Source organism: Pseudomonas solani (genome assembly GCF_026072635.1).
Classification (GTDB): Bacteria; Pseudomonadota; Gammaproteobacteria; order Pseudomonadales; family Pseudomonadaceae; genus Metapseudomonas; species Metapseudomonas solani.
Genome location: NZ_AP023081.1, coordinates 3,026,280 through 3,048,344 on the forward strand (window position 1 = coordinate 3,026,280; position 22,065 = coordinate 3,048,344).

The 22,065-nt window shown below is 69.7% G+C and carries 20 protein-coding genes, 1 pseudogene and 2 riboswitches; of the genes and pseudogenes, 12 read left to right on the forward strand and 9 right to left on the reverse strand.

Annotated features, from left to right (window positions below; genetic code table 11):
- Positions 1-16: 16 nt before the first annotated feature.
- From PSm6_RS13700 to PSm6_RS13720, 5 genes are read left to right on the forward strand one after another with little or no spacing between them, the layout of a single operon-like run.
- Positions 17-1,222, forward strand: coding sequence for a bifunctional cobalt-precorrin-7 (C(5))-methyltransferase/cobalt-precorrin-6B (C(15))-methyltransferase (locus PSm6_RS13700; RefSeq protein WP_021219624.1), 1,206 nt, complete (start codon positions 17-19; stop codon positions 1,220-1,222).
- A 44-nt stretch (positions 1,223-1,266) separates the two neighbouring features.
- Entirely contained in the window at positions 1,267-2,364 is a 1,098-nt protein-coding gene (locus tag PSm6_RS13705) for a cobalt-precorrin-5B (C(1))-methyltransferase (protein ID WP_021219625.1), read from the forward strand.
- Positions 2,361-3,092, forward strand: coding sequence for a cobalt-precorrin-6A reductase (locus PSm6_RS13710; protein ID WP_021219626.1), 732 nt, complete (start codon positions 2,361-2,363; stop codon positions 3,090-3,092). The genes PSm6_RS13705 and PSm6_RS13710 overlap by 4 nt, the downstream gene beginning before the upstream one ends.
- Positions 3,089-3,805: a (2Fe-2S) ferredoxin domain-containing protein gene (locus PSm6_RS13715; protein ID WP_021219627.1), complete on the forward strand. Its 717-nt coding sequence runs from the start codon at positions 3,089-3,091 to the stop codon at positions 3,803-3,805. Before PSm6_RS13710 ends, PSm6_RS13715 begins: the two co-directional genes overlap by 4 nt.
- An 11-nt stretch (positions 3,806-3,816) precedes the next feature.
- Positions 3,817-3,978 carry a type II toxin-antitoxin system CcdA family antitoxin gene (locus tag PSm6_RS13720; protein ID WP_081672228.1) on the forward strand — a complete coding sequence of 54 codons (162 nt, stop codon included), beginning with the start codon at positions 3,817-3,819 and terminating at the stop codon, positions 3,976-3,978.
- 144 nt (positions 3,979-4,122) lie between these two features.
- Here PSm6_RS13720 and PSm6_RS13725 read toward each other — a convergent pair whose 3' ends face one another.
- The 4 genes from PSm6_RS13725 to PSm6_RS13740 form a co-directional block, all read right to left on the reverse strand.
- A complete protein-coding gene (locus PSm6_RS13725; RefSeq protein ID WP_021219629.1) occupies positions 4,123-5,265 on the reverse strand; it encodes an MFS transporter in 1,143 nt (380 codons plus the stop codon).
- Positions 5,266-5,382: 117 nt separating this feature from the next.
- The gene (locus PSm6_RS13730) at positions 5,383-5,763 is read right to left on the reverse strand and encodes a hypothetical protein (protein WP_021219630.1); all 381 of its coding nucleotides are present in this window, start codon (positions 5,761-5,763) and stop codon (positions 5,383-5,385) included.
- A gap of 161 nt (positions 5,764-5,924) precedes the next feature.
- Positions 5,925-6,557 carry a vWA domain-containing protein gene (locus tag PSm6_RS13735; protein ID WP_021219631.1) on the reverse strand — a complete coding sequence of 211 codons (633 nt, stop codon included), beginning with the start codon at positions 6,555-6,557 and terminating at the stop codon, positions 5,925-5,927.
- 20 nt (positions 6,558-6,577) lie between these two features.
- Positions 6,578-7,582: a magnesium chelatase ATPase subunit I gene (locus PSm6_RS13740; protein ID WP_021219632.1), complete on the reverse strand. Its 1,005-nt coding sequence runs from the start codon at positions 7,580-7,582 to the stop codon at positions 6,578-6,580.
- A gap of 522 nt (positions 7,583-8,104) precedes the next feature.
- Between PSm6_RS13740 and PSm6_RS13745 the strand changes: the two genes are divergently transcribed.
- Positions 8,105-9,193, forward strand: a complete 1,089-nt coding sequence (locus PSm6_RS13745; RefSeq protein WP_021219633.1) for a 3-deoxy-7-phosphoheptulonate synthase — start codon at positions 8,105-8,107, stop codon at positions 9,191-9,193.
- A 149-nt stretch (positions 9,194-9,342) separates the two neighbouring features.
- Here the strand turns inward: PSm6_RS13745 and cobN are convergent.
- Both cobN and cobW read right to left on the reverse strand, forming a co-directional pair.
- Positions 9,343-13,076: pseudogene (gene cobN / locus PSm6_RS13750) on the reverse strand (cobaltochelatase subunit CobN).
- Between the two features lie 60 nt (positions 13,077-13,136).
- The gene (cobW, locus tag PSm6_RS13755) at positions 13,137-14,189 is read right to left on the reverse strand and encodes a cobalamin biosynthesis protein CobW (RefSeq protein WP_021219635.1); all 1,053 of its coding nucleotides are present in this window, start codon (positions 14,187-14,189) and stop codon (positions 13,137-13,139) included.
- Positions 14,190-14,285: 96 nt separating this feature from the next.
- A riboswitch (cobalamin riboswitch) is annotated at positions 14,286-14,479 on the reverse strand.
- A 58-nt stretch (positions 14,480-14,537) separates the two neighbouring features.
- Positions 14,538-14,749: riboswitch (cobalamin riboswitch) on the forward strand.
- A 102-nt stretch (positions 14,750-14,851) separates the two neighbouring features.
- Between cobW and PSm6_RS13760 the strand changes: the two genes are divergently transcribed.
- From PSm6_RS13760 to PSm6_RS13785, 6 genes are all read left to right on the forward strand, one after another.
- Complete coding sequence (locus PSm6_RS13760; protein ID WP_021219636.1) at positions 14,852-15,034, forward strand: CbtB domain-containing protein; 183 nt, start codon at positions 14,852-14,854, stop codon at positions 15,032-15,034.
- 10 nt (positions 15,035-15,044) lie between these two features.
- A complete protein-coding gene (locus PSm6_RS13765; RefSeq protein WP_265170395.1) occupies positions 15,045-15,752 on the forward strand; it encodes a CbtA family protein in 708 nt (235 codons plus the stop codon).
- Between the two features lie 73 nt (positions 15,753-15,825).
- Positions 15,826-16,236, forward strand: coding sequence for a cobalamin biosynthesis protein (locus PSm6_RS13770; protein ID WP_021219638.1), 411 nt, complete (start codon positions 15,826-15,828; stop codon positions 16,234-16,236).
- A complete protein-coding gene (gene cobM / locus PSm6_RS13775) occupies positions 16,233-16,997 on the forward strand; it encodes a precorrin-4 C(11)-methyltransferase (protein WP_021219639.1) in 765 nt (254 codons plus the stop codon). Before PSm6_RS13770 ends, cobM begins: the two co-directional genes overlap by 4 nt.
- 197 nt (positions 16,998-17,194) lie before the next feature.
- Positions 17,195-18,079 carry a sugar nucleotide-binding protein gene (locus PSm6_RS13780; RefSeq protein WP_021219640.1) on the forward strand — a complete coding sequence of 295 codons (885 nt, stop codon included), beginning with the start codon at positions 17,195-17,197 and terminating at the stop codon, positions 18,077-18,079.
- Complete coding sequence (locus tag PSm6_RS13785; protein ID WP_021219641.1) at positions 18,072-19,001, forward strand: NAD-dependent epimerase/dehydratase family protein; 930 nt, start codon at positions 18,072-18,074, stop codon at positions 18,999-19,001. Before PSm6_RS13780 ends, PSm6_RS13785 begins: the two co-directional genes overlap by 8 nt.
- Positions 19,002-19,460: 459 nt before the next feature.
- Here PSm6_RS13785 and PSm6_RS13790 read toward each other — a convergent pair whose 3' ends face one another.
- The 3 genes from PSm6_RS13790 to PSm6_RS13800 all read right to left on the reverse strand — a co-directional run bounded on the left by PSm6_RS13790 (position 19,461) and on the right by PSm6_RS13800 (position 22,065).
- Positions 19,461-20,153, reverse strand: a complete 693-nt coding sequence (locus PSm6_RS13790; protein WP_021219642.1) for an OmpW/AlkL family protein — start codon at positions 20,151-20,153, stop codon at positions 19,461-19,463.
- Between the two features lie 114 nt (positions 20,154-20,267).
- A complete protein-coding gene (locus tag PSm6_RS13795; protein WP_021219643.1) occupies positions 20,268-20,795 on the reverse strand; it encodes a DUF3299 domain-containing protein in 528 nt (175 codons plus the stop codon).
- Between the two features lie 7 nt (positions 20,796-20,802).
- The gene (locus PSm6_RS13800; RefSeq protein ID WP_021219644.1) at positions 20,803-22,065 is read right to left on the reverse strand and encodes an ABC transporter permease; all 1,263 of its coding nucleotides are present in this window, start codon (positions 22,063-22,065) and stop codon (positions 20,803-20,805) included.

Below are 22,065 nucleotides of genomic sequence, written 5' to 3' on the forward strand. Positions count from 1 at the left end.
ATACGAGGAAAAACGCATGCAGCCCTGGCTGACGCTGGTGGGGATAGGCGAGGACGGCTACGCCGGCCTGGGCAAGGCCGCGCGCCACGCGCTGCTGGCCGCCGAGGAGGTGGTGGGCGCCCCGCGCCAGCTGGAATTGCTGCCCCATTGCATTCGCGCCCGGCGCACTGCCTGGCCCAGCCCCTTCTCCCTGGAGCCGTTGCTGCAACGCCGTGGCGCGCCGGTCTGCGTGTTGGCCAGCGGTGACCCGATGCTGTTCGGCGTCGGCGCCAGCCTGGCGCGGCAGTTGCCCGCCGACGAGCTGCGTGTGCTACCCGCGCCCTCGTCCACCTCCCTGGCCGCCGCGCGCCTGGGGTGGGCGCTGCAGGACACCAGCCTGGTCTCCCTGGTGGCGCGGCCCCTCGCTGCACTCAACCTGCACCTGCATGACGGCGCCCGCCTGCTGGTGCTGAGCAACGACGGCGCAAGCCCCGCTGCTATCGCTGGCCTGCTGAACGAACGCGGCTTCGGCCCCAGCGCCATGACCGTGCTGGAGCACCTGGGTGGCCCGGCCGAGCGGCGCATCGATGGAATCGCCGGCGAGTGGCCGGCCATGGAGGTCGCCGCCCTCAACCTGGTGGCCATCGACTGCCGCGCCGGCGAGCAGGCCCGGCGCCTGCCGCTCACCTGCGGCCTGCCCGACGACGCCTATCGCCACGACGGCCAGCTGACCAAGCGCGACGTTCGCGCCATCACCCTCGCACGCTTGGCCCCGCAACCCGGGCAACTGCTCTGGGACGTGGGCGCCGGCAGCGGCTCCATCGGCATCGAATGGATGCGCGCCCATCCCACCTGCCGCGCCCTCGCCGTCGAAGCCGACGAGGGCCGCCAGGCGCACATCCGCCACAACCGCGACGCCCTCGGCGTGCCCGGCCTGCAACTGGTGGCCGGCCAGGCCCCCACCGCCCTCGACGGCCTGCCCGCGCCCGATGCGGTGTTCATCGGCGGCGGCGTCACCGAACCCGGTGTGCTGGAGCGGTGCTGGAGCCAGCTCAAGCCCGGCGGCCGCCTGGTGGCCAATGCCGTGACCCTGCAGAGCGAGGCGGTGCTGGTGGCCTTCCGCGAAGCCCATGGCGGCGAGCTGACCCGCATCGCCATCGCCCAGGCCCAGCCCCTGGGCGGCTTCGACACCTGGCGCTCGGCACTGCCCATCACCCTGCTCGAGGTGCTCAAGGATGCCTAGGTTGGCGCCGAGCGCCGCCGAGTCCTGCCCTGCACGACCCCGCCATGCGTGATGAAACCCCTGAACAGCCGGCGCCCCTGCGCAGCGGCTACACCACCGGCAGTTGTGCCACCGCCACCAGCTTGGCGGCGGCGCGCCTGTTGCTGGGCGGCGCGGCGAGCGACGCGGTGGAGATCGTCCTGCCCAAGGGCCAGCAGGTGCTCATGCGCCTGGAGTTCTGCCGCCTGATCGATGGCGGCGCCGAGGCGGGCACCCTGAAGGATGCCGGCGATGACCCGGACGTGACCCACTGCGCGCTGATCTACGCCCAGGTGCGCCTGGCCGCCGAGCCGGGGGTGCGCTTCCACGCCGGGCCCGGCGTCGGCACCGTCACCAAACCGGGCCTGACCCAGGCGGTGGGCGAGCCGGCGATCAACCCGGTGCCACGGCGGATGATGACCGAGCACCTCACGCGCCTGGCCCAGGAGCGCGGTCACGCCGGCGGCTTCGAGGTCACCGTCTGCGTGCAGGGCGGCGCCGAGCTGGCGCTGAAAACCATGAACCCGCGCCTGGGCATCCTCGGTGGCCTGTCGATCCTCGGCACCACCGGCATCGTCCGGCCCTTCTCCTGCTCGGCCTACATCGCCTCCATCCACCAGGGCATCGACGTCGCCCGCGCCAACGGCTTCACCCACCTGGCCGCCTGCACCGGCAACGCCAGCGAGGACGCCATGCGCCACCGCTATGGTTTCGACGACACCGCACTGATCGAGATGGGCGACTTCGCCGGCGCCGTGCTCAAGCACCTGCGCAAGGCCCCGGTGGAGAAGCTCAGCCTCTGTGGTGGCTTCGGCAAGATCAGCAAGCTCGCCGCCGGCCATATGGACCTGCACAGCCGCCACTCCAGCATCGACCTGCCGCTGCTCGCCGAATGGGCCGCCGGCCTGGGCGCCGATGCCGAGCTGCAGGACGCCATGCGCGGCGCCAACACCAGCCAGCAGGCACTGGCGCTGGCCCACGCCGCCGGGGTGCCCCTGGGCGATACGGTCTGCGCCCACGCCCTGGCCTTCGCCCGTCGTACCGTACCCGCCGGCGTCAGCCTGGAAGTCTTCGCCATCGACCGCCAGGGCAACCTGGTGGGCCAGGCCCTGGAGCACCCATGACACGCATCCTGCTGCTGGGCGGGGTCACCGAGGCCCTGGCCCTGGCCCGGCGCCTGGGCCCCGAACACACCTACAGCCTCGCCGGCCTCGGCAAGGTGCCGGCCGACCTGAGCTGCCAGGTGCGTGTCGGCGGCTACGGCGGTGCCGAGGGGCTGGCGCGCTACATCGAGGACAACGGCATCGGCCTGCTGCTCGATGCCACCCATCCCTATGCCGCACAGATCAGCCACAACGCCGCCCGCGCTGCCGAGCTTGCTGGCGTGCCCTGCTGGGCATTGCGTCGCCCCGGCTGGCGCGCCGGCGAGGGTGACGATTGGCGCGAGGTGGTCGGCTGGGCCGAGCTGCTCGACGCCCTGGCCACCTTCCAGCGCCCCTTCTTCACCCTTGGCCGCGAACCCCTGGAGCACCTGGGTGAAATCCCCGCCCACCAGCACTGGACGGTGCGCTGCCTGCAAAGCCAGGCGCCCGGTGAACGCTTCGAGGTGATCGGCGCCCGTGGCCCGTTCGTTCTGGATGAGGAGCGTGCGTTGTTCGAGCGGCTGCGCAGCGACGTGCTGATCAGCAAGAACAGCGGCAGCCAGTCCACTGAACCCAAGCTGCAGGTGGCCCGCGAGCGTGGCCTGCCGGTGCTGATCCTCAAGCGCCCCGAGCTGCCTCCCGTCACCCGTGAATTCGACTCGCTCGACGGCCTCTGGCAGGCCCTCGTCCCCTACCTGGAAACACCATGACCGCCACTTCCTACGCTCGCGTGCTGTTCGCCGGGCCCGACCTCGACACCGGCTCCTTCGCCGAGCTGTTCCGCCGCCAGCTGAGTGCCCTGCGTGGTGAGGCGGCACTCGCCGATATCGTCGACACCGGTGCCGGTCACGACGCCTTGCTGAACGCCGTGCAGGCCAGCCCGCGCCCGCTGCTGGTAATCGACCTCGACCCGCAGTCCAGCGCTCAGCACCTCGACTGGTTGCGCGGCGAACTGGGCCGTCTCGACGCCGCCGAGCAACTCTTCGTCGCCAGCCTGCTGGGCCAGTACGACAGCGACCCGGCCGGCGCCGCCGTCGCCCTGGTCGAGCGCCGCGAGCTGCACCTGGCCTGCGTCGGCGTACCGGAGCTGCCGGGCAGCCACGCCTGGTCCTGCATCCCGCCCCACGCCCGCCGCCTGCTGCTGTGCAACGGCCCGCGCTGTACCCGCCGTGGTGCGCTGCCGCTGTGGAAGAAACTGCGGGAAACCCTCAAGGCCGCCGGCAAGCTGGAGTGCGAAGGCGGCGTGCACATCACCCGCACCCAATGCCAGTTCCCCTGCGACCTCGGCCCCACCGCCAGCCTCTACCCGGAAGGCGAGTGGTACCGCATCCGCGATGAAGCGGAGGTGCTGCGCTGGGTGCAGGAACGAATAGTCGAGGAGCGGGCGGTGCCGGAGATGCTGACCAGCCCGGGCCCGCTTTGAAGGAGAGATCGATGAAACGCGACGACACGCGGAAAGACGCCCGGAACAGGGCTGATACGACTCAAGTGAGCAGGGCGCAAGCCTGGCTGCTGGCCAACCGTGAAGCCATCGCCGCCTACAACCGGCATGTGGACGAGCACGGCGTGTTCAGCGATGGCGTGCGCCGCTTCTGATGGCTCAGCCGGGTTGTGCTTCTCGTGCCGGCAGGGCGGGTTCGCTCAAGCGATAGAGCGTCCAGGCCGAGGCGCCGATGATGAACAGGGCGAGCAGGCTAGAGGCTGGCGGTGTGCTTGTCCATAGGCCTTGTGGAGCCGCGCTCACCGCGCGAAGCGACCCGCCGTGAGCGGTGCCGAGAGCATAAGCGCGCCGAGGATCATGAAGGCCGTGACCAGGCCCAGGCCCTGGGCGACGAAGCCCACCAGCGCAGGCCCGGCGAGTACGCCGGCGTAGCCGACGGTGGTCACGGCGGCCACCGCGAGGTTGGGCGGCATGGCGCTCTGGCGGCCGGCGGCGGTGAACAGCACCGGCACGATATTGGCCGCGCCCAGCCCGACCAGCAGGAAGCCCGCCAGCGCCAGAACGCTGTGCGGGGCCAGCAGCATCAGCGCGAAGCCGGCCGTGGCCAGCAGGCCGCCGCCCACCAGCACGCGGTACTCTCCCAGGCGGGCGATCACCCGGTCGCCCGTCAGCCGGCCGCTGAGCATCGCCAGGGAGAACAGTGCGTAGCCGATCCCGGCCTGGGCCGGGTCGAACTGGCGGGTCTCCACCAGCAGGATGGCGCCCCAATCCAGCAGCGCGCCTTCGGCCAGGAACATGGCGAAGGTCAGTGCCCCCAGCAGCAGAACGATTCCGCGTGGCAGCACGAACAGCGGCCCTTCGCTGCCCGAACGGGTGCGCAACAGGCGCGGTGCTGCGAGGGCGAGCCCGAGGATGACCACCAGCAGGGCGACGAGAATCGCCGGCAGCGGTGCCAGCCCGGCGGCCAGCAGCCCGGTCATGCCGAGGGAGCCAACGAAACCGCCGAGGCTGAACAGGCCGTGGAAGCCCGACATCAAGGGAACCGGTGCGTCGTTCGCCACCTCCACGGCGTGGATGTTCATCGCTACGTCCATGGCCCCCAGGGAAGCGCCGAACAAGGCCAGGGCCAGGGCCAGCACCAGGCTGGAGTCGGCACCGGCCAGCAGCGGCATGGCGCAGCACAGGCCCACCCCGCCCACCAGGATCACCGGGCGTGCGCCGATCCGCCCGGCCAGCACACCGGCCACCGGCATGGACAGCATCGAACCGGCTCCCAGGCACAGCAGCAACAGCCCCAGCACCGCCTCCTCGATACCCAGGCGTGCCTTGGCGTAAGGCACCAGCGGCGCCCAGCAGGCCATGCCGAAGCCGGAGACGAAGAACGCCAGGCGCGTGGCGAGGCGGGTGGCTGAGCTGTCGGCGCAGGGCACGGCTTGGTTCATCGGGCATTCCGCAAAGAAAAGGGGCGGACCTTAACACGCACCCGGGGCGGGCGACGTTCGACCATCTGGTTGATGGACGATCCAGGGCGCGGGTGGTTCAGGGGGGCGGTGGAAAACTCAAGCCTGGAGAATGACGGGGGCTTCCCAGGCTAGGACGCTCAGGCACCTGTCCACGCCGGAGACCAGATACTCCTTCAGCGCCCGGTCGTCACTGAGGAAACCCGGGCGCAGGCGCTCCTGATCGAACCAGCCGCCGGCAGTGATCTCGTGCAGCCAGCCATCGGAACACTGCGGCCAGAACTCCAGGAGGTCGCCTTCATCCAGCATCCGGAAACCTTCCACGGCCGAGATACGGACCTGTACCACCCTCTGTGTGCCAAGGTCCCGAAGCCGCAGTGTCAGGCTGTCGAGGTCGTAGTCGAGGTGGTGCAGCTCCATCCGTGACCCGCCGGCTAGGCGGGACGCGGTCACCGCTCGCAACTGTTCGTCGTTACTCATGCTCATTCCTTGCTGTCGTGCTTGCCGAGTTGGCTCCCATTGGTGGACCGGTAAAGCGTGGTCCACCCGAAGTCGCATGCCATTCACGGGGTTCCCCCGCGGGTAGGGTGGACATCGCTCTTTATGTCCACCAAGCGGTGCCTATTCCGAGCGCATCCGGCTCAGTCCGACAGCACCCGGTATTCCGCACCCAGTTCCTCGGCCAATTGGCGGGCGCGGCCGAGGCGGATGGGGCCGCCTTCGATATCCACCAGCAGCGTGTCGCAGCCCAGCGGCTCCAGGGCGGGCCAGTCCTTGAGGCGGCCATCGGTGAGGATGAGCACGCGCTGGTGCTCCGAGGGCTTCTGTCGTTGGCGGCGCTGCAACCAGTCACGGGCCAGGTGCAGGGCCTCGATCAGCGGGGTGCCGCCGCCGGCGCCGAGGCCGTCGAGCCATTGATGCAGTGGCGCCGAGGCTTTGCTGCCCTGCCACAGCCAGCGCGGTTCGCGGCCGGTGGCGTGGAGCACGGCGAGGCGGGCGCGCTGGCGGTAGGCGGATTCGAACAGCCCGGCCAGCAGGCCCTTGGCGCGTGACAGGGCGCCGTGGCGGCGGGTGGAGGCGGAGGCGTCCACCAGCACCAGCCAGAGTGCATCGGGGCTTTGGCCTCGGGGGCGGCGGACCAGGTCGTCGGCCTTGCGCGGGCGGCCGCGCAGCAGGGTCGGCAGCCACTGGATGGCACCGTCGCGCCCGCCACGGGCCGGGCCGCTGCGGCCGTTGGCGAGTGTCCCGGGGCCTGGTCTGGCATCCGCGCCCATGACCCGGCGCGGGCGGATGCTCAGGGCTTTTTTGGCCAGCCCGGCAGCTCGCGTCGGGTGTCGGTGGGCACGGGTTGCGCGGGCAGCTCGCCCCACTGGCCTTCGGCGCCGGCGGCATCGCTGGGCGCCGGCGCGGAGGCGGGCGATTGTGCCGGCGGGGCCGAGGGTGGCGTTGCGTGGCGACGGCGATGGGCCAGGGCGAAGTGCTCGACGGCGTCGATATCCTCCGCCTCGATACGTGGCGCGCCACGCCAGGCGGCATGGGCGCGGGCGGCGCGCAGCCACACCAGGTCGGCGCGCAGGCCGTCGACGCCGGCGGCGAAACAGCGCTGGGCGATCCGGTCCAGGGCGCTGTCATCCAGGGGGATGGTGGCGAGGCGTTCGCGGGCGTCCTGGCAACGGCGCGCGAGGGCCTGCTGCGGGGCGTCCCACTGGGCGATGAAACCCTGCGGGTCGGCGTCGAAGGCCAGGCGGCGGCGCACGATTTCGGCGCGCTCGGCCGGTTGCGGCTGGCCGTCGAGGGTGACCTTGAGGCCGAAGCGGTCCAGCAGTTGCGGGCGCAGCTCGCCTTCCTCGGGGTTCATGGTGCCGATCAGCACGAAGCGCGCGGCGTGGCGATGGGACAGGCCGTCGCGCTCCACCAGGTTGACGCCGCTGGCGGCGACGTCCAGCAGCAGGTCCACCAGGTGGTCGGGCAGCAGGTTCACCTCGTCGACATAGAGCACGCCACCGTGGGCCTTGGCCAGGACGCCGGGGGAGAACTGCGCACGGCCTTCGCCCAGGGCCGCGTCGAGGTCGAGGGTGCCGACGATGCGTTCCTCGCTGGCGCCCAGGGGCAGGGTGACGAAGATGCCTTGCGGCAGCAGGTCGGCGATGCCCCGGGCCAGGGTGGACTTGGCCATGCCGCGCGGGCCTTCGATCAGCACACCGCCGATGGCCGGGTCGATGGCTGCCAGGTACAGCGCGAGCTTCAGCTCGTCGGCGGCGACCACGGCGCTCAAGGGGAAGTGGGGGAGCTCGGACATGACGGGTTCCTGAAAACGCATCGCGGCATGGTAGCGAAAGGCCGAACGCGCCGATAGAAATCAGTGATTGAACGGCGGCCGGCGATGCAGTAATTTGGCCAGCATTCGCTTTGGAGATCGTCATGCCGCAGCTCGCTTCCACTCCGCTCACCGCTTGCCAGGCCCAGCGCCCGGCACGTGCGCGCGTGGCTGCTGCGGCCAGCTATTTCTATGGGTATTGGTTTAGCCACGGGCTGGCCTGATACCTGATCAGGCGGCCCACTCCAGCAGGGTCGCCAACCAAAGCTCCACAAAACCCCCGGTCGGCAACCCGCCCGGGGGTTTTTGTTTTTCCAGGGCCCACAAGGCCAAACGCACGTAATCCGAGGATCGCACCATGATCAGCTACCGCACCTACGCCACCTATTACCGCAACTCCGACTGGCGATTTAGCCGCTTCGCCGCCGCACTCACACCCCTGAATCGAACACCCAGTTAGAGCGCCGCGCGCGGACCGAACCGCGCCGGCCGAGGATGCCCGTCATGAATTCCGTTTCCGTATCGCCCATCGCCGCCCAGCCCCTCCACGCCCTGCCGCTGGAAAGCCTGGCGTCCCCCTCGCGCAGCACCCAACCGCTGCCCACCCCCGCCGAACTGCGCCAGCGCCTGCCGCTGCACGATGCCCTGGCCCGCCAGGTCCGTGCCCAGCGCGATGCCGTGCGCGCGGTGCTGGATGGCGACGACCCGCGCCTGCTGGTGGTGGTCGGCCCCTGTTCCATCCACGATCCCGAATCCGCCCTCGACTACGCCCGCCGCCTCGCCGCGCTGGCGCCGGAGGTGAGCGACCAGTTGCTGCTGGTGATGCGCGCCTACGTCGAGAAGCCGCGCACTACGGTGGGCTGGAAGGGGCTGGTGTACGACCCGCACCTGGATGGCAGTGGCGATATGGCGGCCGGCCTGGCGCTCAGCCGCCGGCTGATGCTGCAGATGATCGAGCTGGGGCTGCCGGTGGCCACGGAATTGCTGCAACCCCTGGCCGCCGGCTACTTCGATGACCTGCTGGGCTGGGCCGCCATCGGTGCGCGCACCAGCGAATCCCAGGTGCATCGCGAGATGGTCAGCGGCCTCGACCTGCCGGTGGGCTTCAAGAACGGCACCGACGGCAGCCTCGGCATCGCCACCGACGCCATGCGCTCGGCGGCCCACGCACACCAGCACTTCGGCATCGACGACCAGGGCCGCCCGGCGCTGGTGCAGACCGCCGGCAACGCCGATACGCACCTGGTACTGCGTGGCGGCCACCAGGGCCCGAACCATGACGCAGCCAGTGTCGCGGCGGCACGTGCGGGGCTGGAGAAGCTCGGTATCGCACCGCGCATCATGGTCGACTGCAGCCATGCCAACAGCGGCAAGGACCCGCTGCGTCAGCCGGCGGTGCTGGCGGACGTGATCGACCAGCGCCTGGCCGGCCAGGACGCCCTGCGCGGGGTGATGATCGAGAGCCACCTGTTCGACGGCGCGCAGTCGCTGTCCTGCGACCTGAGCTACGGCGTGTCCATCACCGATGGCTGCCTGGGCTGGGACGGCACCGAGCGCATCCTGCGGGAGGCGGCGGCGCGGTTGCGCGGGTAATCATCGGTGGGCGGGGCGTTGCCCCGCCGGTTCGAGCGTAGGGCGGGTGAAACCCGCGTGTGCCGGTGGGGCTTCGTGCCGGGGGTGTTCGCGAGCAGAGCTCGCTCCTACAAGGGCGCCGGGGTTGTGGTGAGGGGGCGCGCCGGGGGCTACTGCTCCTCGATATCCAGCAGCAGGTTCTCGATGGCCTCGCGGTAGTCGCCGGGGTGTTCCCAGAGGCCGCGTTGCTGGGCTTCCACCAGGCGCTCGGCGATGTCGCGCAGAGCGTCGGGGTTGTGCTGCTGGATGAAGTCGCGGGTGTCGGCGTCCATCAGGTAGGCGTCGGCCAGCAGCTGGTACTGGTGGTCGTCGATCAGCTCGCTGGTGGCGTCGAAGGCGAACAGGTAGTCCACGGTCGCCGCCAGCTCGAAGGCGCCCTTGTAGCCGTGTCGCTTCATGCCGGCGATCCACTTGGGGTTGGCTGCGCGCGAGCGCACCACGCGGCCGAGCTCTTCCTTCAGCGAGCGGATGCGTGGCAGGTCCGGCTGGCTGTGGTCGCCGTGGTAGCTGGCCACTTTCTCGCCGCGCAGGGTCTCGGCGGCGGCGAGCATGCCGCCCTGGAACTGGTAGTAATCGTTGGAGTCGAGGATGTCGTGCTCGCGGTTGTCCTGGTTCTGCAGCACCGCCTGCAGCCGCTCCAGGCGTTGAGCGAAGCGCGCCCGCGCGGGCGTGCCGGCATCCTGGGCACCGTAGGCGTAGCCACCCCAGTTCAAATACACCTCGGCCAGTTCGGCGCGGTCCTGCCATTGGCGCTCCTCGATGGCGCCCTGTACGCCGGCGCCATAGGCCCCGGGCTGGGCGCCGAAGATGCGCCAGCCGGCCTGCAACCGCGCGTCGTCCACGGCCAGCCCTTCGGCGGCGAGGCGGGCGCTTTCCAGTTTCACCCGCGCGGCCAGGGGGTTCATGTCCTCGGGCTCGTCCAGTTCGGCTACGGCCTGCACGGCGGCATCGAACAGGCGGATGAGGTTGGCGAAGGCATCGCGGAAGAAGCCCGATACCCGCAGCGTCACGTCCACCCGGGGGCGGTCGAGCAGCGACAGCGGCAGGATCTCGAAGTCTTCCACGCGCTGGCTGCCGGCCTGCCACACCGGCCGCACGCCCATCAGCGCCAGGGCCTGGGCGATGTCGTCGCCGCCGGTGCGCATGGTGGCGGTGCCCCAGACGGAAAGGCCGAGCTGGCGCAGGTGGTCGCCCTCGTCCTGCAGGTGGCGTTCCAGCAGCAGGCTGGCGGACTGGAAGCCCAGGCGCCAGGCGGTGGGCGTGGGCAGGTTGCGCACGTCCAGGGTGAAGAAGTTGCGCCCGGTGGGCAGGGTGTCGAGGCGCCCGCGACTGGGGGCGCCGCTGGGGCCGGGCAGCACGAAGCGGCCTTCCAGGGCGGCCAGCACGCCGCCGATTTCGGCGGGGCCGCAGGCGTCCAGGGCCGGGGCGACGACCTGGCGCAGGCTGTGGATAACCAGGTCGCTGGCGGGGCCCACCGACGGATGATCAGTCGCCCGGATCATCTCCAGGGCCAGCAGCTCCAGGCGCTCGCGGGTGTCGCCGTTGCTGCGCCAGGGATCGATGCTGACCCGCTCCAGCAGCGCCGGGCGCGGGCCTTCCCAGGGCTCGGCCCAGTTGCAGTCCAGCGGGTCGCGGCTCAGTTGCAGGTCGGTGGCGAGCGCACGCAGCAGGCTGGCGTTGGCGCCCTTGCCGTCCCCCCGGGGGATGCGCACCAGGGACAGCAGGGTGTCGTCGCGCAGGCCGCCGACGGGGGATTCGCCGAACACGTGGAGGCCGTCGCGGATCTGCGATTCCTTGAGGTCGCAGAGGTAGGCATCCAGCTGCGGCAGCCAGCTTTCCGGGTCGTCGCTGATGCTCAGCTCCAGCTCGCGGTCCAGCGCGGTGGCCTTCACCAGCTCGAGGATTTCGCCGCGCAGTTGCACGGCGCGGCGCGGGTCCAGCAGCGAGGCGTCGTAGTACTCGTCGGCCAGGCGCTCCAGGTCGCGCAACGGGCCGTAGTTCTCGGCGCGGGTCAGCGGCGGCATCAGGTGGTCGATGATCACCGCCTGGGCGCGGCGCTTGGCCTGGGCGCCTTCGCCGGGGTCGTTGACGATGAAGGGGTAGATGTTCGGCAGCGGGCCCATCACCGCATCCGGCCAGCACTCGGCGGAGAGGCCGACGCCCTTGCCCGGCAGCCATTCCAGGTTGCCGTGCTTGCCGACGTGCACCAGCGCGTCGGCGCCGAACACCTCGCGCAGCCAGAAGTAGAAGGCCAGGTAGCCGTGGGGCGGCACCAGCGCGGCGTCGTGGTAGATGGCTGCCGGGTCCAGCTGGTAGCCACGCGCCGGCTGGATGCCGACGAAGGCCAGGCCGAAGCGCAGGCCGGCGATCATCATGCGCCCGGCACGGAACATCGGGTCCTGCTGCGGTTCGCCCCAGCGCTCCGTCACCGCCCGCTGGTTGGCCTCGGGCAGGCGGGCGAAGCAGGCCAGGTAGGCGTCCAGCGCCAGGCTTTGGGCGCAGGGGCGTGCGTCGAGGCTGTCGAGGTCGTTGCTGACGCCGCCCAGCAGACTGTGGATAAGTGCCGTGCCGCTCTCCGGCAGACCGGCCAGGGGTAACCCTCGGCCTCCAGGGCGCGGAGGATGTTCAGCGCGGCGGCCGGGGTGTCCAGGCCCACGCCGTTGCCAATGCGGCCGTCGCGGGTGGGGTAGTTGGCGAGGATCAGCGCCACGCGCTTGTCGGCGTTGGCCTTGCGCCCCAGCAGCAGCCAGCGGCGCGCCAGTTCGGCGACGAAATCCATGCGTTCGAGGTGGGGCAGGTAGCACACCACGTCGCTCTGGCTGCGCTCGCTGCGCCAGGCCAGGCCCTTGAAGCTGATGGGGCGGGTGATGATGCGCCCGTCCAGCTCCGGCAGGGCGATGTGCATGGCCAGGTCGCGCGGGCCGAGGCCTTGCGGGTTCTCTTCCCAGAGCGGCTGGTTGTCCAGCGAGCAGATGGCCTGCAGCACCGGCACGTCGCGGCGGAACGGGCGTTGGCCGGGTGAGTCGGGGTTGGATTGGGCGAAGCCGGTGGTGTTGATGATCAGCTCGGCATCGACGGCGTCCAGCCAGTCCTCGACCACGGCCAGGCACTCGGCTTCCTTGAGGCTGGCCACCGCGATGGGCAGCGGGTTGATGCCGACGGCGGCGAGGCGCTCGCAGAAGGCGTCGATGAAGGCGGTGTTCGCCGCCTGCAGGTGGGTGCGATAGAACAGCAGGGCCGCCACCGGCTGGCCCTCCCGCCAGTCGGCGCGCCAGTGGTCGAGATGAGCGGGGCGCTGGTGCGGGTGATGCACGGCAACGCGGGGCAGGGTGCTGGGCGCCTGCCACGGGTAGTCGCGGCCCAGGCAGCGGCTGGCGAGGCTGGCGAACAGCTGCCGGGCGTTATCCAGGCCGCCTTGGCGCAGGTACTGCCAGCAGCGCTCGGCGTCTTCTTCCGGGACGCTGCACAGGCGGGCCAGCTCCGGGTCGGGGCGGTCGTCGCCGGGCACCAGGATCAGCTGCGTGCCGCGCTCGGCCAGGGCCACCAGTTGCTCGATGCCGTAGCGCCAGTAGCCGACGCCGCCATGCACGGAGATGAGGATGACCTTGGCGTGCTGCAGCACCTCGTCGACGTAAAGGTCCACCGAGGCGTGGTTCTGCAGCTGCATGGGGTTGGCCAGGCGCAGGCTGGGGTAGTCCGCCGGCAGCTCGCGGGCGGCCTCGGCCAGCAGCGCCAGGTGCGAATCACCGCTGCAGAGGATCACCAGCTCGGCGGGCGTCTGGGCCAGGTGGGCGATGCCGTCGTCGGGGACGAAGCCGCCAGGTTGGGTGCGCAGCAGGTGCATGGCTCGGGCCTTGGCTCGGTGGTGCGGCCCTCTCCCGGGGGAGAGGAGCCGGTTCGGCGGTTACGCCAGGGCAGTGCGCAGTTCGTTGGCGATGGTGGCCGGGTCCAGCTCCTGGCCGATCACCACCAGGCGGGTGGCGCGGGTTTCGTCGGCCAGCCACTTGCGGTCGAAGTGTTTGTCGAAGCGCTTGCCGACGCCCTGTACCAGCAGGCGCATGGGCTTGCCGGGGATGGCGGCGAAGCCCTTGATGCGCAGCACGTCGTGGCGCTCCACCAGTTGGCCGAGGGCGGCCAGCAGGGCGGCCTCTTCCACTTCCGGCAGGTCGACGTGGAAGGAGTCGAACTCGTCGTGGTCGTGGTCCTCGTGCCCTTCGTGGTCGTGGTGGGTGGCGCGGCTGCCGATGTGCGCCTCGGCTTCGGCGTTCAGGCCCAGCAGCACGGAGAGCGGCAGCTTGCCGGCGCTGGCTTCGACGATCTTCACCGCCGGCGGCAGCTCCTCGGCCACTTCGGCGCGCACGGCGGCCAGGGCGTCGGCGTCGAGCAGGTCGGCCTTGTTGAGGATCACCAGGTCGGCGCTGGCCAGCTGGTCTTCGAAGAGTTCGTGCAGGGGCGACTCGTGGTCGAGGTTCGGGTCCTGCTTGCGTTGCTCGTCCACCTGCTCGGGGTGGGCGGCGAAGGTGCCGGCGGCGACGGCGGGGCTGTCGACCACGGTGATCACCGCGTCCACGGTGCAGGCACTGCGGATCTCCGGCCACTGGAAGGCCTGCACCAGGGGCTTGGGCAGGGCCAGGCCGGAGGTCTCGATGAGGATCTGGTCGAGGTCGCCACGGCGGGCCACCAGTTCGCGCATCACCGGGAAGAACTCCTCCTGCACGGTGCAGCACAGGCAGCCGTTGGCCAGTTCGAAGACGCGGCCCACGGCCTCTTCCTCGCTGCAGCCGATGGAGCATTGCTTGAGGATTTCGCCGTCGATGCCCAGCTCGCCGAACTCGTTGACGATCACCGCGATGCGGCGGCCCTCGGCGTTGTCGAGCATGTGGCGGAGCAGGGTGGTCTTACCGGCACCGAGGAAGCCGGTGACGATGGTGACGGGGAGTTTGGCCAGGGTTTTCATGCGCGGCAGCCCTTTGCTGGGAGTCGATCGGATCGGCGGGCGCGCGGGACGAGGGCACTGGGGGCCCGATTCGCCACCGGATCACCCCGCCCGGTTGTCTGGAAATTCGCCGAGGCAGGTCTCCTGGCTCACAGCCTGGCGCGATGCGCCGTCCTTCCGCCTTCCCGCCCGATGGGCAGTGGCTGTGGATAGGACCTCAGCTGTTCACAGTTGCGGGGGCAGCCACGGCTTGGCCGTGTTCCCTCTTAGCCGCGGCGCACGGCCGCGGAACCTCGAAGGGCCGAAGGCTACGCAGGGCGGGGGCGGCGGTCAATCGCGGCGGTTGACGGCCAGTCGGACTCGTGATGTTCTTGTGCGGTTTTTTCAGGTGTCTCGCGCCGTCGCGCGCGAGGTGAAACGGGAAGTCGGTGTGCCCCAGGGCGAGTCCGACGCTGCCCCCGCAACGGTAAGCGCACGTAGGGATCTGTAAGCCACTGTGTCCGGCGGACATGGGAAGGCAAACCCGACCAGCCATGGCTGGCGTCGCAAGCCCGGAGACCGGCCTGATCACTCTTTTGGCAACCCGCGGTGGGCGGGCGCACGCCGGAAATGCGGTCCCCGCGCGGCCGCTTTCTTCGCACGCGTTCCTCTTGCCGACTCACCCGCATCGCAGAGGAAGCACCATGTCCAGCAGCACACTGAGCCATTCGGCCGCCGCCGTCCCCCTGTCCAAACGCCTGGCCATCGCCATCGGTGCCAGCCTCCTGGGCCTGTCGCTGGTGTACTTCGCCGGCTTCTCGCACATCGAGGCGGTGCACAACGCTGCCCACGATACCCGTCACAGCTCCGCCTTCCCCTGCCACTGAGGGCGCAACCGTGATCAAGCGCATCGCCCAGACCGCCGGGTTCGCCGGTCTCTTCGCCGCCATCGTGCTGACCCTGCTGCAAAGCCTGTGGGTCACCCCGCTGATTCTCCATGCGGAAACCTTCGAGAATTCGGCATCGGCCGAGCAGACCGAACACGCCCACGAGCACGCCGCCGGCGCGCCCGCCCATGAACACGACGCCGAAGCCTGGGCGCCGGAAGACGGCTGGCAGCGCACCCTGTCCACCGGTGGCGCCAACCTGGTGGTGGCGGTCGGCTTCGCCCTGCTGCTGGCCGCGCTGTTCAGCCTGCGCGGCCCGACCCGCGCCTGGCAGGGCCTGCTCTGGGGCCTGGCCGGTTTCGCCACCTTCGCCCTGGCGCCGTCCCTCGGCCTGCCGCCGGAGCTGCCGGGTACCGCAGCCGCCGACCTGGCCCAGCGCCAGGTCTGGTGGATCGGCACCGCCGCCTCCACTGCCGCTGGCCTGGCGCTGATCGCCTTCGGCCGCAACTGGGTCCTGCGCATCGTCGGCCTGGCGCTGCTGGTGATCCCCCATGTGGTCGGCGCACCGCAGCCTGAAGTGCATGCGAGCCTGGCGCCGGAAGCGCTGGAGCACGAGTTCATCGCCGCCTCGCTGGTGACCAACGCGCTGTTCTGGGGCGCCCTGGGTTGGGCCGCTGCCTGGCTGTACCAGCGCTCCGCGAGCCAAGACCTGGCGTGAGCCGGGCTTCGCTGCCGATCGACCCCGCGCAGGGCCCAGCCCTTCGCGGGGTTTTGTTTTGTGAGGCCGGGCGATGACCCTGGTGGCCGGCCTCGGTTGCCGGCGCGGCTGCTCGGAGCAGGAGCTGCGCGCGCTGCTCGACGCTGCCCTGGCCGAGTACGAACTTGTACCCGGCGATCTCAGCGCCCTGGCCAGTGTCGACAGCAAAGCCGATGAGCCGGGGTTGCAGGCCCTGGCGCTGACCCTTCGCTTGCCCCTGGCGCTGCTGCCGGCGGCGCAGCTGGCGGCCTGCGAGGGGCGCTTGTCCGGCCTGTCGGCCATCGCCCTGCGGGAAACCGGCAGCCCCGGCATCGCCGAAGCCGCCGCGCTGGTACAGGCCGAGGCCCTGGCCGGCCGCCCGGCGCGGTTGCTGGTGGAGAAACGCCGCAGTGCCAACGCCACCTGTGCGCTGGCCTGCCCCCTTGAGGATGTGGATACCCCATGACGGTCTATTTCATCGGCGCCGGCCCCGGCGATCCGGAACTCATCACGGTCAAGGGCCAGCGGTTGATCCGCAGTTGCCCGGTGATCCTCTACGCCGGTTCCCTGGTGCCGGAAGCGGTGCTGGATGGGCATAGCGCCGAGCGGGTGGTGAACACCGCCGAGCTGCACCTGGAGGCGATAGTCGCCCTGCTGGCCGAGGCCCACGGGCGTGGCCAGGACGTGGCCCGGGTGCATTCCGGCGACCCCTCGCTGTATGGCGCCATCGGCGAGCAGATCCGCCACCTGCGCGCGCTGGGCATTCCCTATGAGGTGGTGCCCGGCGTCACCGCCACCGCCGCCTGCGCCGCGTTGCTCGGCACCGAGCTGACCCTGCCGGATATTTCCCAGACGCTGATCCTCACCCGCTTCGCCACCCGCACGCGGATGCCCGAGGGCGAATCCCTGGCGGAGCTGGCGCAGCACCGCGCAACCCTGGCCATCCACCTGGGCGTCAGCCACCTGCCGCGCATCGTCGAAGAACTGCTGCCGCACTATGGCGCCGATTGCCCCGTGGCCGTGGTGCACCGCGCCAGCTGGCCCGACCAGGACTGGGTGACCGGCACCCTGGCGGACATCGAGGCACGGGTGGCGCAGAAGGATTTCCGCCGCACCGCGCTGATCCTCGTGGGGCGGGTGCTGGCTGCCGAAGGCTTCACCGATTCCTCGCTCTACCACCCCGATCACGCCCACCTCTACCGCCCAACGGAGCCTCCACAGGGCTGAAGTGGCGTGCCGCATGGCGCGCCACTAGTGACGCAGCGCCGGGAAATAAGCAGAATGCGTCTTTCCCGGTCGGAAACGGCCGCTGGCTTGCGTGCCCGATGTCCCCGTCACGGCGATCTTCCTGGTCACAGGGAGGGCGCTATCGCGGGACGACGGCTGATCGTTAACACCCACTGGCTTTAAGCGACCTTCTGTCTATGCGTATGCGCTTGATGCTCCTGGGCGGTGGCAATGCCCTTGGCCAGGCGCTTATCCGCCTGGGGGCCGAGGATGATGTAGGGTTCCTCGCCCCGCGCCCGCCCGAACAGGGCTGGGATGCCGCCAGCCTGACCCAGCTGCTCGACGACACCCGCCCCGATGCGGTGATCAACCTCGCCTACTACTTCGACTGGTTCCAGGCCGAAGAGGCCAGCGCGGGCCGCTTCGCCGCGCAGGAACGCGCGGTGGAGCGCCTGGCCGAGCTCTGCCAGCACCACGGCATCGTCCTGCTGCAGCCTTCCAGCTACCGCGTCTTCGACGGCGCCCGGGCCACCGCCTACAACGAGAAGGACGAGACCATCCCCCTCAGCCTGCGCGGGCAGTCCCTGTGGCGCATCGAGCAGAGCGTGCGCGCGGTGTGCCCCAAGCACGTGCTGCTGCGTTTCGGCTGGCTGCTGGATGACAGCAACGAAGGCATCCTCGGGCGCTTCCTCGCCCGGGCCGAGCGGGACGACGAGCTGATGCTGGCCGACGACCGTCGTGGCAACCCCACGCCGGTGGATGATGCCGCGCGGGTGATGCTTGCGGTGCTCAAGCAGCTGGACTGCGCGGCGCCGCTCTGGGGCACCTACCACTACGGTGGCCACGAGGCGACCACCACCCTGGCGCTTGGCCAGGCGGTGCTGGCCGAAGCCCGCAACCTGCACACGCTGAAGGTGCAGGAAATCACTCCCCAGGCCCACGCCGCCCGTCCCGATGCGGCGGACGAGCCGCAGCACGCGGTGCTGGCCTGCAAGAAAATCCTCCATACATTCGGCATCAAGCCCCGCGCCTGGCGCGCGGCGTTGCCCGCTCTCCTGGATCGTTACTACCGCCATGGCTGATTCCCCCATCCTCGTTACCGGCGGCGCCGGCTTCATCGGCTCCAACCTGGTGGACGCGCTGCTGGCGCGCGGGCATTCCGTGCGCATCCTCGACGACCTGTCCACCGGCAAGCGCGACAACCTGCCGTTGCACGATTCCCGCGTCGAACTCATCGAAGGCAACGTCGCCGACGCTGCGCTGGTAAGCCGTGCCATGGCCGGCTGCAAGGCGGTGGCGCACCTGGCCGCGGTGGCCTCGGTGCCGGCTTCGGTGGACGACCCGGTGGCCACCCACCAGGCCAACTTCATCGGCACGCTCAATGTGTGCGAAGCCATGCGCGAGCACGGCGTGAAGCGCGTGGTGTTCGCCTCCAGCGCCTCGGTCTACGGCCAGAACGGCGAAGGCCAGGCCATCGACGAAAACACTCCCACCGCGCCGCTGACCCCCTACGCGGTGGACAAGCTGGCCAGCGAGCAGTACCTGGATTTCTACCGTCGCCAGCACGGCCTGGAGCCGGCGGTGTTCCGCTTCTTCAACATCTTCGGCCCGCGCCAGGACCCGTCCTCGCCCTATTCCGGGGTGATCAGCATCTTCACCGAGCGCGCCCTGGCCGGCACGCCGATCACCCTCTTCGGTGACGGTGAGCAGACCCGTGACTTCGTCTATGTCGGCGACCTGGTGCAGGTGCTGGTGCAGGCCCTGGAAAACCCCAGCGTCGAAGCCGGCCCAGTGAACGTCGGCCTGCAGCGCTCCACCAGCCTCAAGGACCTGCTCGCCGCCATTGGCAGCGTGGTGGGCGAACTGCCGGCCATCAGCTACGCCGAAGCGCGCTCTGGTGACATCCGCCACTCCCTGGCGGACAACGGTCGCCTGCTGGAGCGCTTCGCCTTCCCCGAGCCGACGCCCCTGGCGGTCGGCCTGGCCCACTTGCTGGGCCGCTGAGCCGAATGGAAAAGGCGCCCGCGAGGCGCCTTTTTTGGCTCTGTCTGCGTTAGCTGTTGTGGTTTTAAAGCAAGGGCTCAAGCACGGTGTCTTCCGGACGCCCTCCACCGCATGGGTTTCGCTTCGCTCTACGCCATCCTACGAAAGCTGCCGCCACTACGTGCGCGCTGGGGGCGCACATCGATGTGATGCGTTGGGCGAAGAAAGCTGGAGCAGCCGCCAGACCCGTATGGAGGGCCAAGTTTTTTGGTTTCTTTTCACCGGGCTGGCGTTCCAGCGATTGGAAAAGGGACTCGCCCGGGTGGGCGAAACCAGAAGTACTAGCAAAACTCAGCAATCAGCTGGGCTCAAATCCTCTAGCAACACTTACCGCAAAAAGCCTTTTTTCATCCCACCAGATGGGCCGGTGATGCCAACGAAAAAGGCGCCCGAAGGCGCCTTTGTTCAGTGCGGTTGGGCTTAGAACTTGTAGCCCAGGCCGACCATGTAGACCCACGGGTCGACATCCACGTCCACCTTGGCGCGTACGTTCAGGGCGGTGTTGTCGACATAGGCCGTGGTGTCGATGTCGATGTAGCGCACCTGGGCGTTGACCATGATGCTGTCGGTCAGCATGTAGTCGGCGCCGACCTGCCAGGCCAGGCCCCAGGAGTTCTTCACGCGGAAGTTGTCGAAGCCGGCTGCGGTTGCGCCGCTGCCCACGTGCTCGTCATAGATCCAGGTGTAGTTGATGCCGGCGCCCACGTAGGGCTGGAAGGCCGACTGGGATTCCAGCGGGTAGTACACGACGCTCAGGGTCGGCGGCAGGTGCTTCAGCGAGCCCAGGCTGCCGTTGGCGGCGTCCAGGCCGGTGCCCTTGAGCTTCACTTCGTGCTCGAAGGGGGTGGCAGCCAGCAGTTCCAGGCCGAAGTGGTCGGTCAGCATGTAGGCGAAGTTCAGGCCCAGCTGGGTGTCGCTGTCCATGGTGGCCTTGCCACCCAGGTCGAGACCGGCCAGGGCGCCGCGGTCCACCTGGACGCTGGAGCTGTCGGCTTTCGGGTTGACGGTGATGGCACCGGCACGAACGAGGATGTCACCCGCCTGGTGCGCCTGGGCCAGAGGGGCGGCCACAGCGAGGGCGAGAAGGGAGGCGGCTAGGAACGGCGTTTTCATTTATTGGCTCCGAGGTCATGAGCTTGTGTTGGCTGGGCTCAGTTTCGGGGAGCGCGAACCACGGCACCTTGATCTAGCTCAATGCCGTGGTGAGTTCGTTAGCAGGCTTGCTTATCAGCTCTCGGGGATCTCGTAGGGGTAGATCTTGCTGGCTTCCATCTGGTAGCCGGCCTCGGCCAGTTCGCTGGTGCTGGATTTCACCTGCAACGGCCCTTCGATCCAGAACGGCTGATAGAGCGCGTCCATCAGCACGCCGAGTTCGCTGGTGACGTGGACGATCTGGTTCGACGGCGGTGGCGGCACGTGGATGCAGGCACCGAAGTAGGGGACCAGCAGGAAGTCGGTCACGCGGCCTTCTTCGGTCACGTCCAGCGGCACGATATAGCCGGGCAGCTTCACTTCCAGGCCATCCAGCGTCGGCACCACCGGAGCGGTCGGCGACTGCTGGGTGGCGGCCGGGCCCGCCTCGGCGGCCAGGGAGTCGGCCAGTTGCGAGAGGTCGTGGATGGGCGCGGGGGGCGGTGGCGGCGGAGCGTCGGCGGGGATCAGCTCGGACCAGGTCAGTTCACGGACCTCACCGGCCCAGAGGCCGGTGGCGGTCAGCAGGATCAGGGCCGGAAGGGCCAGCAGGGCGCGTTTCATCGTGGGCTCACAGGCGAATGGACAGGCCGTCGGCCAGGGATTGCCGATAGGCGCGCCAAGCCGGCACGGCGCCCATCAGCAGGGCGGCGGCCAGGATACCGCCCAGCAACGTCCACTCATAGCGGCTTGGCAATGCCAGCGGCAGGTAGAGGCCGTAGTTGGCCTGCACGTAGCCCTGGGCGAGGGCGATACCGAGGTAAAGCACCACCAAGCCGAGCACTGCACCGGCCAGGGCCAGGGCGAAGGCTTCCAGCACCAGCAGGCTGGCGATATGCCAGGGGCGTGCGCCCACCGAGCGCAGGATGGCCATCTCGCGGCGGCGCTCGTTGAGGCTGGTGAGGATGGCGGTGAGCATGCCGATCAGCCCGGTGAGCACCACGAACAGCGAGACCACGAAGAGCGCCTTCTCGGCGGTGCCCATCAGGCTCCAGAGCTCCTGCAGGGCGACGCCGGGGAGGATCGCCAGCAGCGGCTCGCCACGGAATTCATTGATCTCCCGTTGCACGGCGAAGGTGGCGATCTTGCTGTTGAGGCCAAGCAGGAAGGCGGTGATGGCCTTGGGTTGCAGGTCCAGGGCGCGGGCCTGCTCGGCGCTGACCTTGCCGGCACCGCGGGCGGGCACGCCGTTCTGCCAGTCGACGTGCAGCGCCTCCATCCCCGCCAGGGAGATGTGCAGGGTACGGTCCACCGGCGTGCCGGTGCGTTCGAGGACGCCGACCACGGTGAAGGGTTTGTCGTCATGCTGTACCAGGCTGACGGTGCTGACGCCGTGGGACAGCACCACCTTGTCGCCCAGCTTGTATTTCAGGGCTTCGGCCACTTCGGCGCCGAGTACCACGTCGAACATGTCGGCGAAGGGTTTGCCTTCGGCCAGCTTCAGCGGCTGGGCGCGGCCGTAGCGGTAGTGTTCGAAATAGGCTTCGCTGGTGCCCATCACCCGGTAGCCCTTGTGGGAGTCACCCAGGGAGATGGGGATGGCCCACTTCACCTTGGGGTTGTGGGCGAGGGTTTCGAAGCTGTCCCAGCGGATGTTGTTGGTGGCGTTGCCGATGCGGAATACCGAATACAGCAGCAGGTTCACCGAACCGGAGCGAGCGCCGACGATCAGGTCGGTGCCGCTGATGGTGCTGGCGAAGCTGGCACGGGCCTCGGTGCGCACCCGCTCGACCGCCAGCAGCAGGCAGACGGAAAGGGCGATGGCGAAGACCGTGAGCAGGGCGGTGAAGCGGCGGTTGGCGAGGCTCGCCAGGGCCAGGCGGAACAGATACAT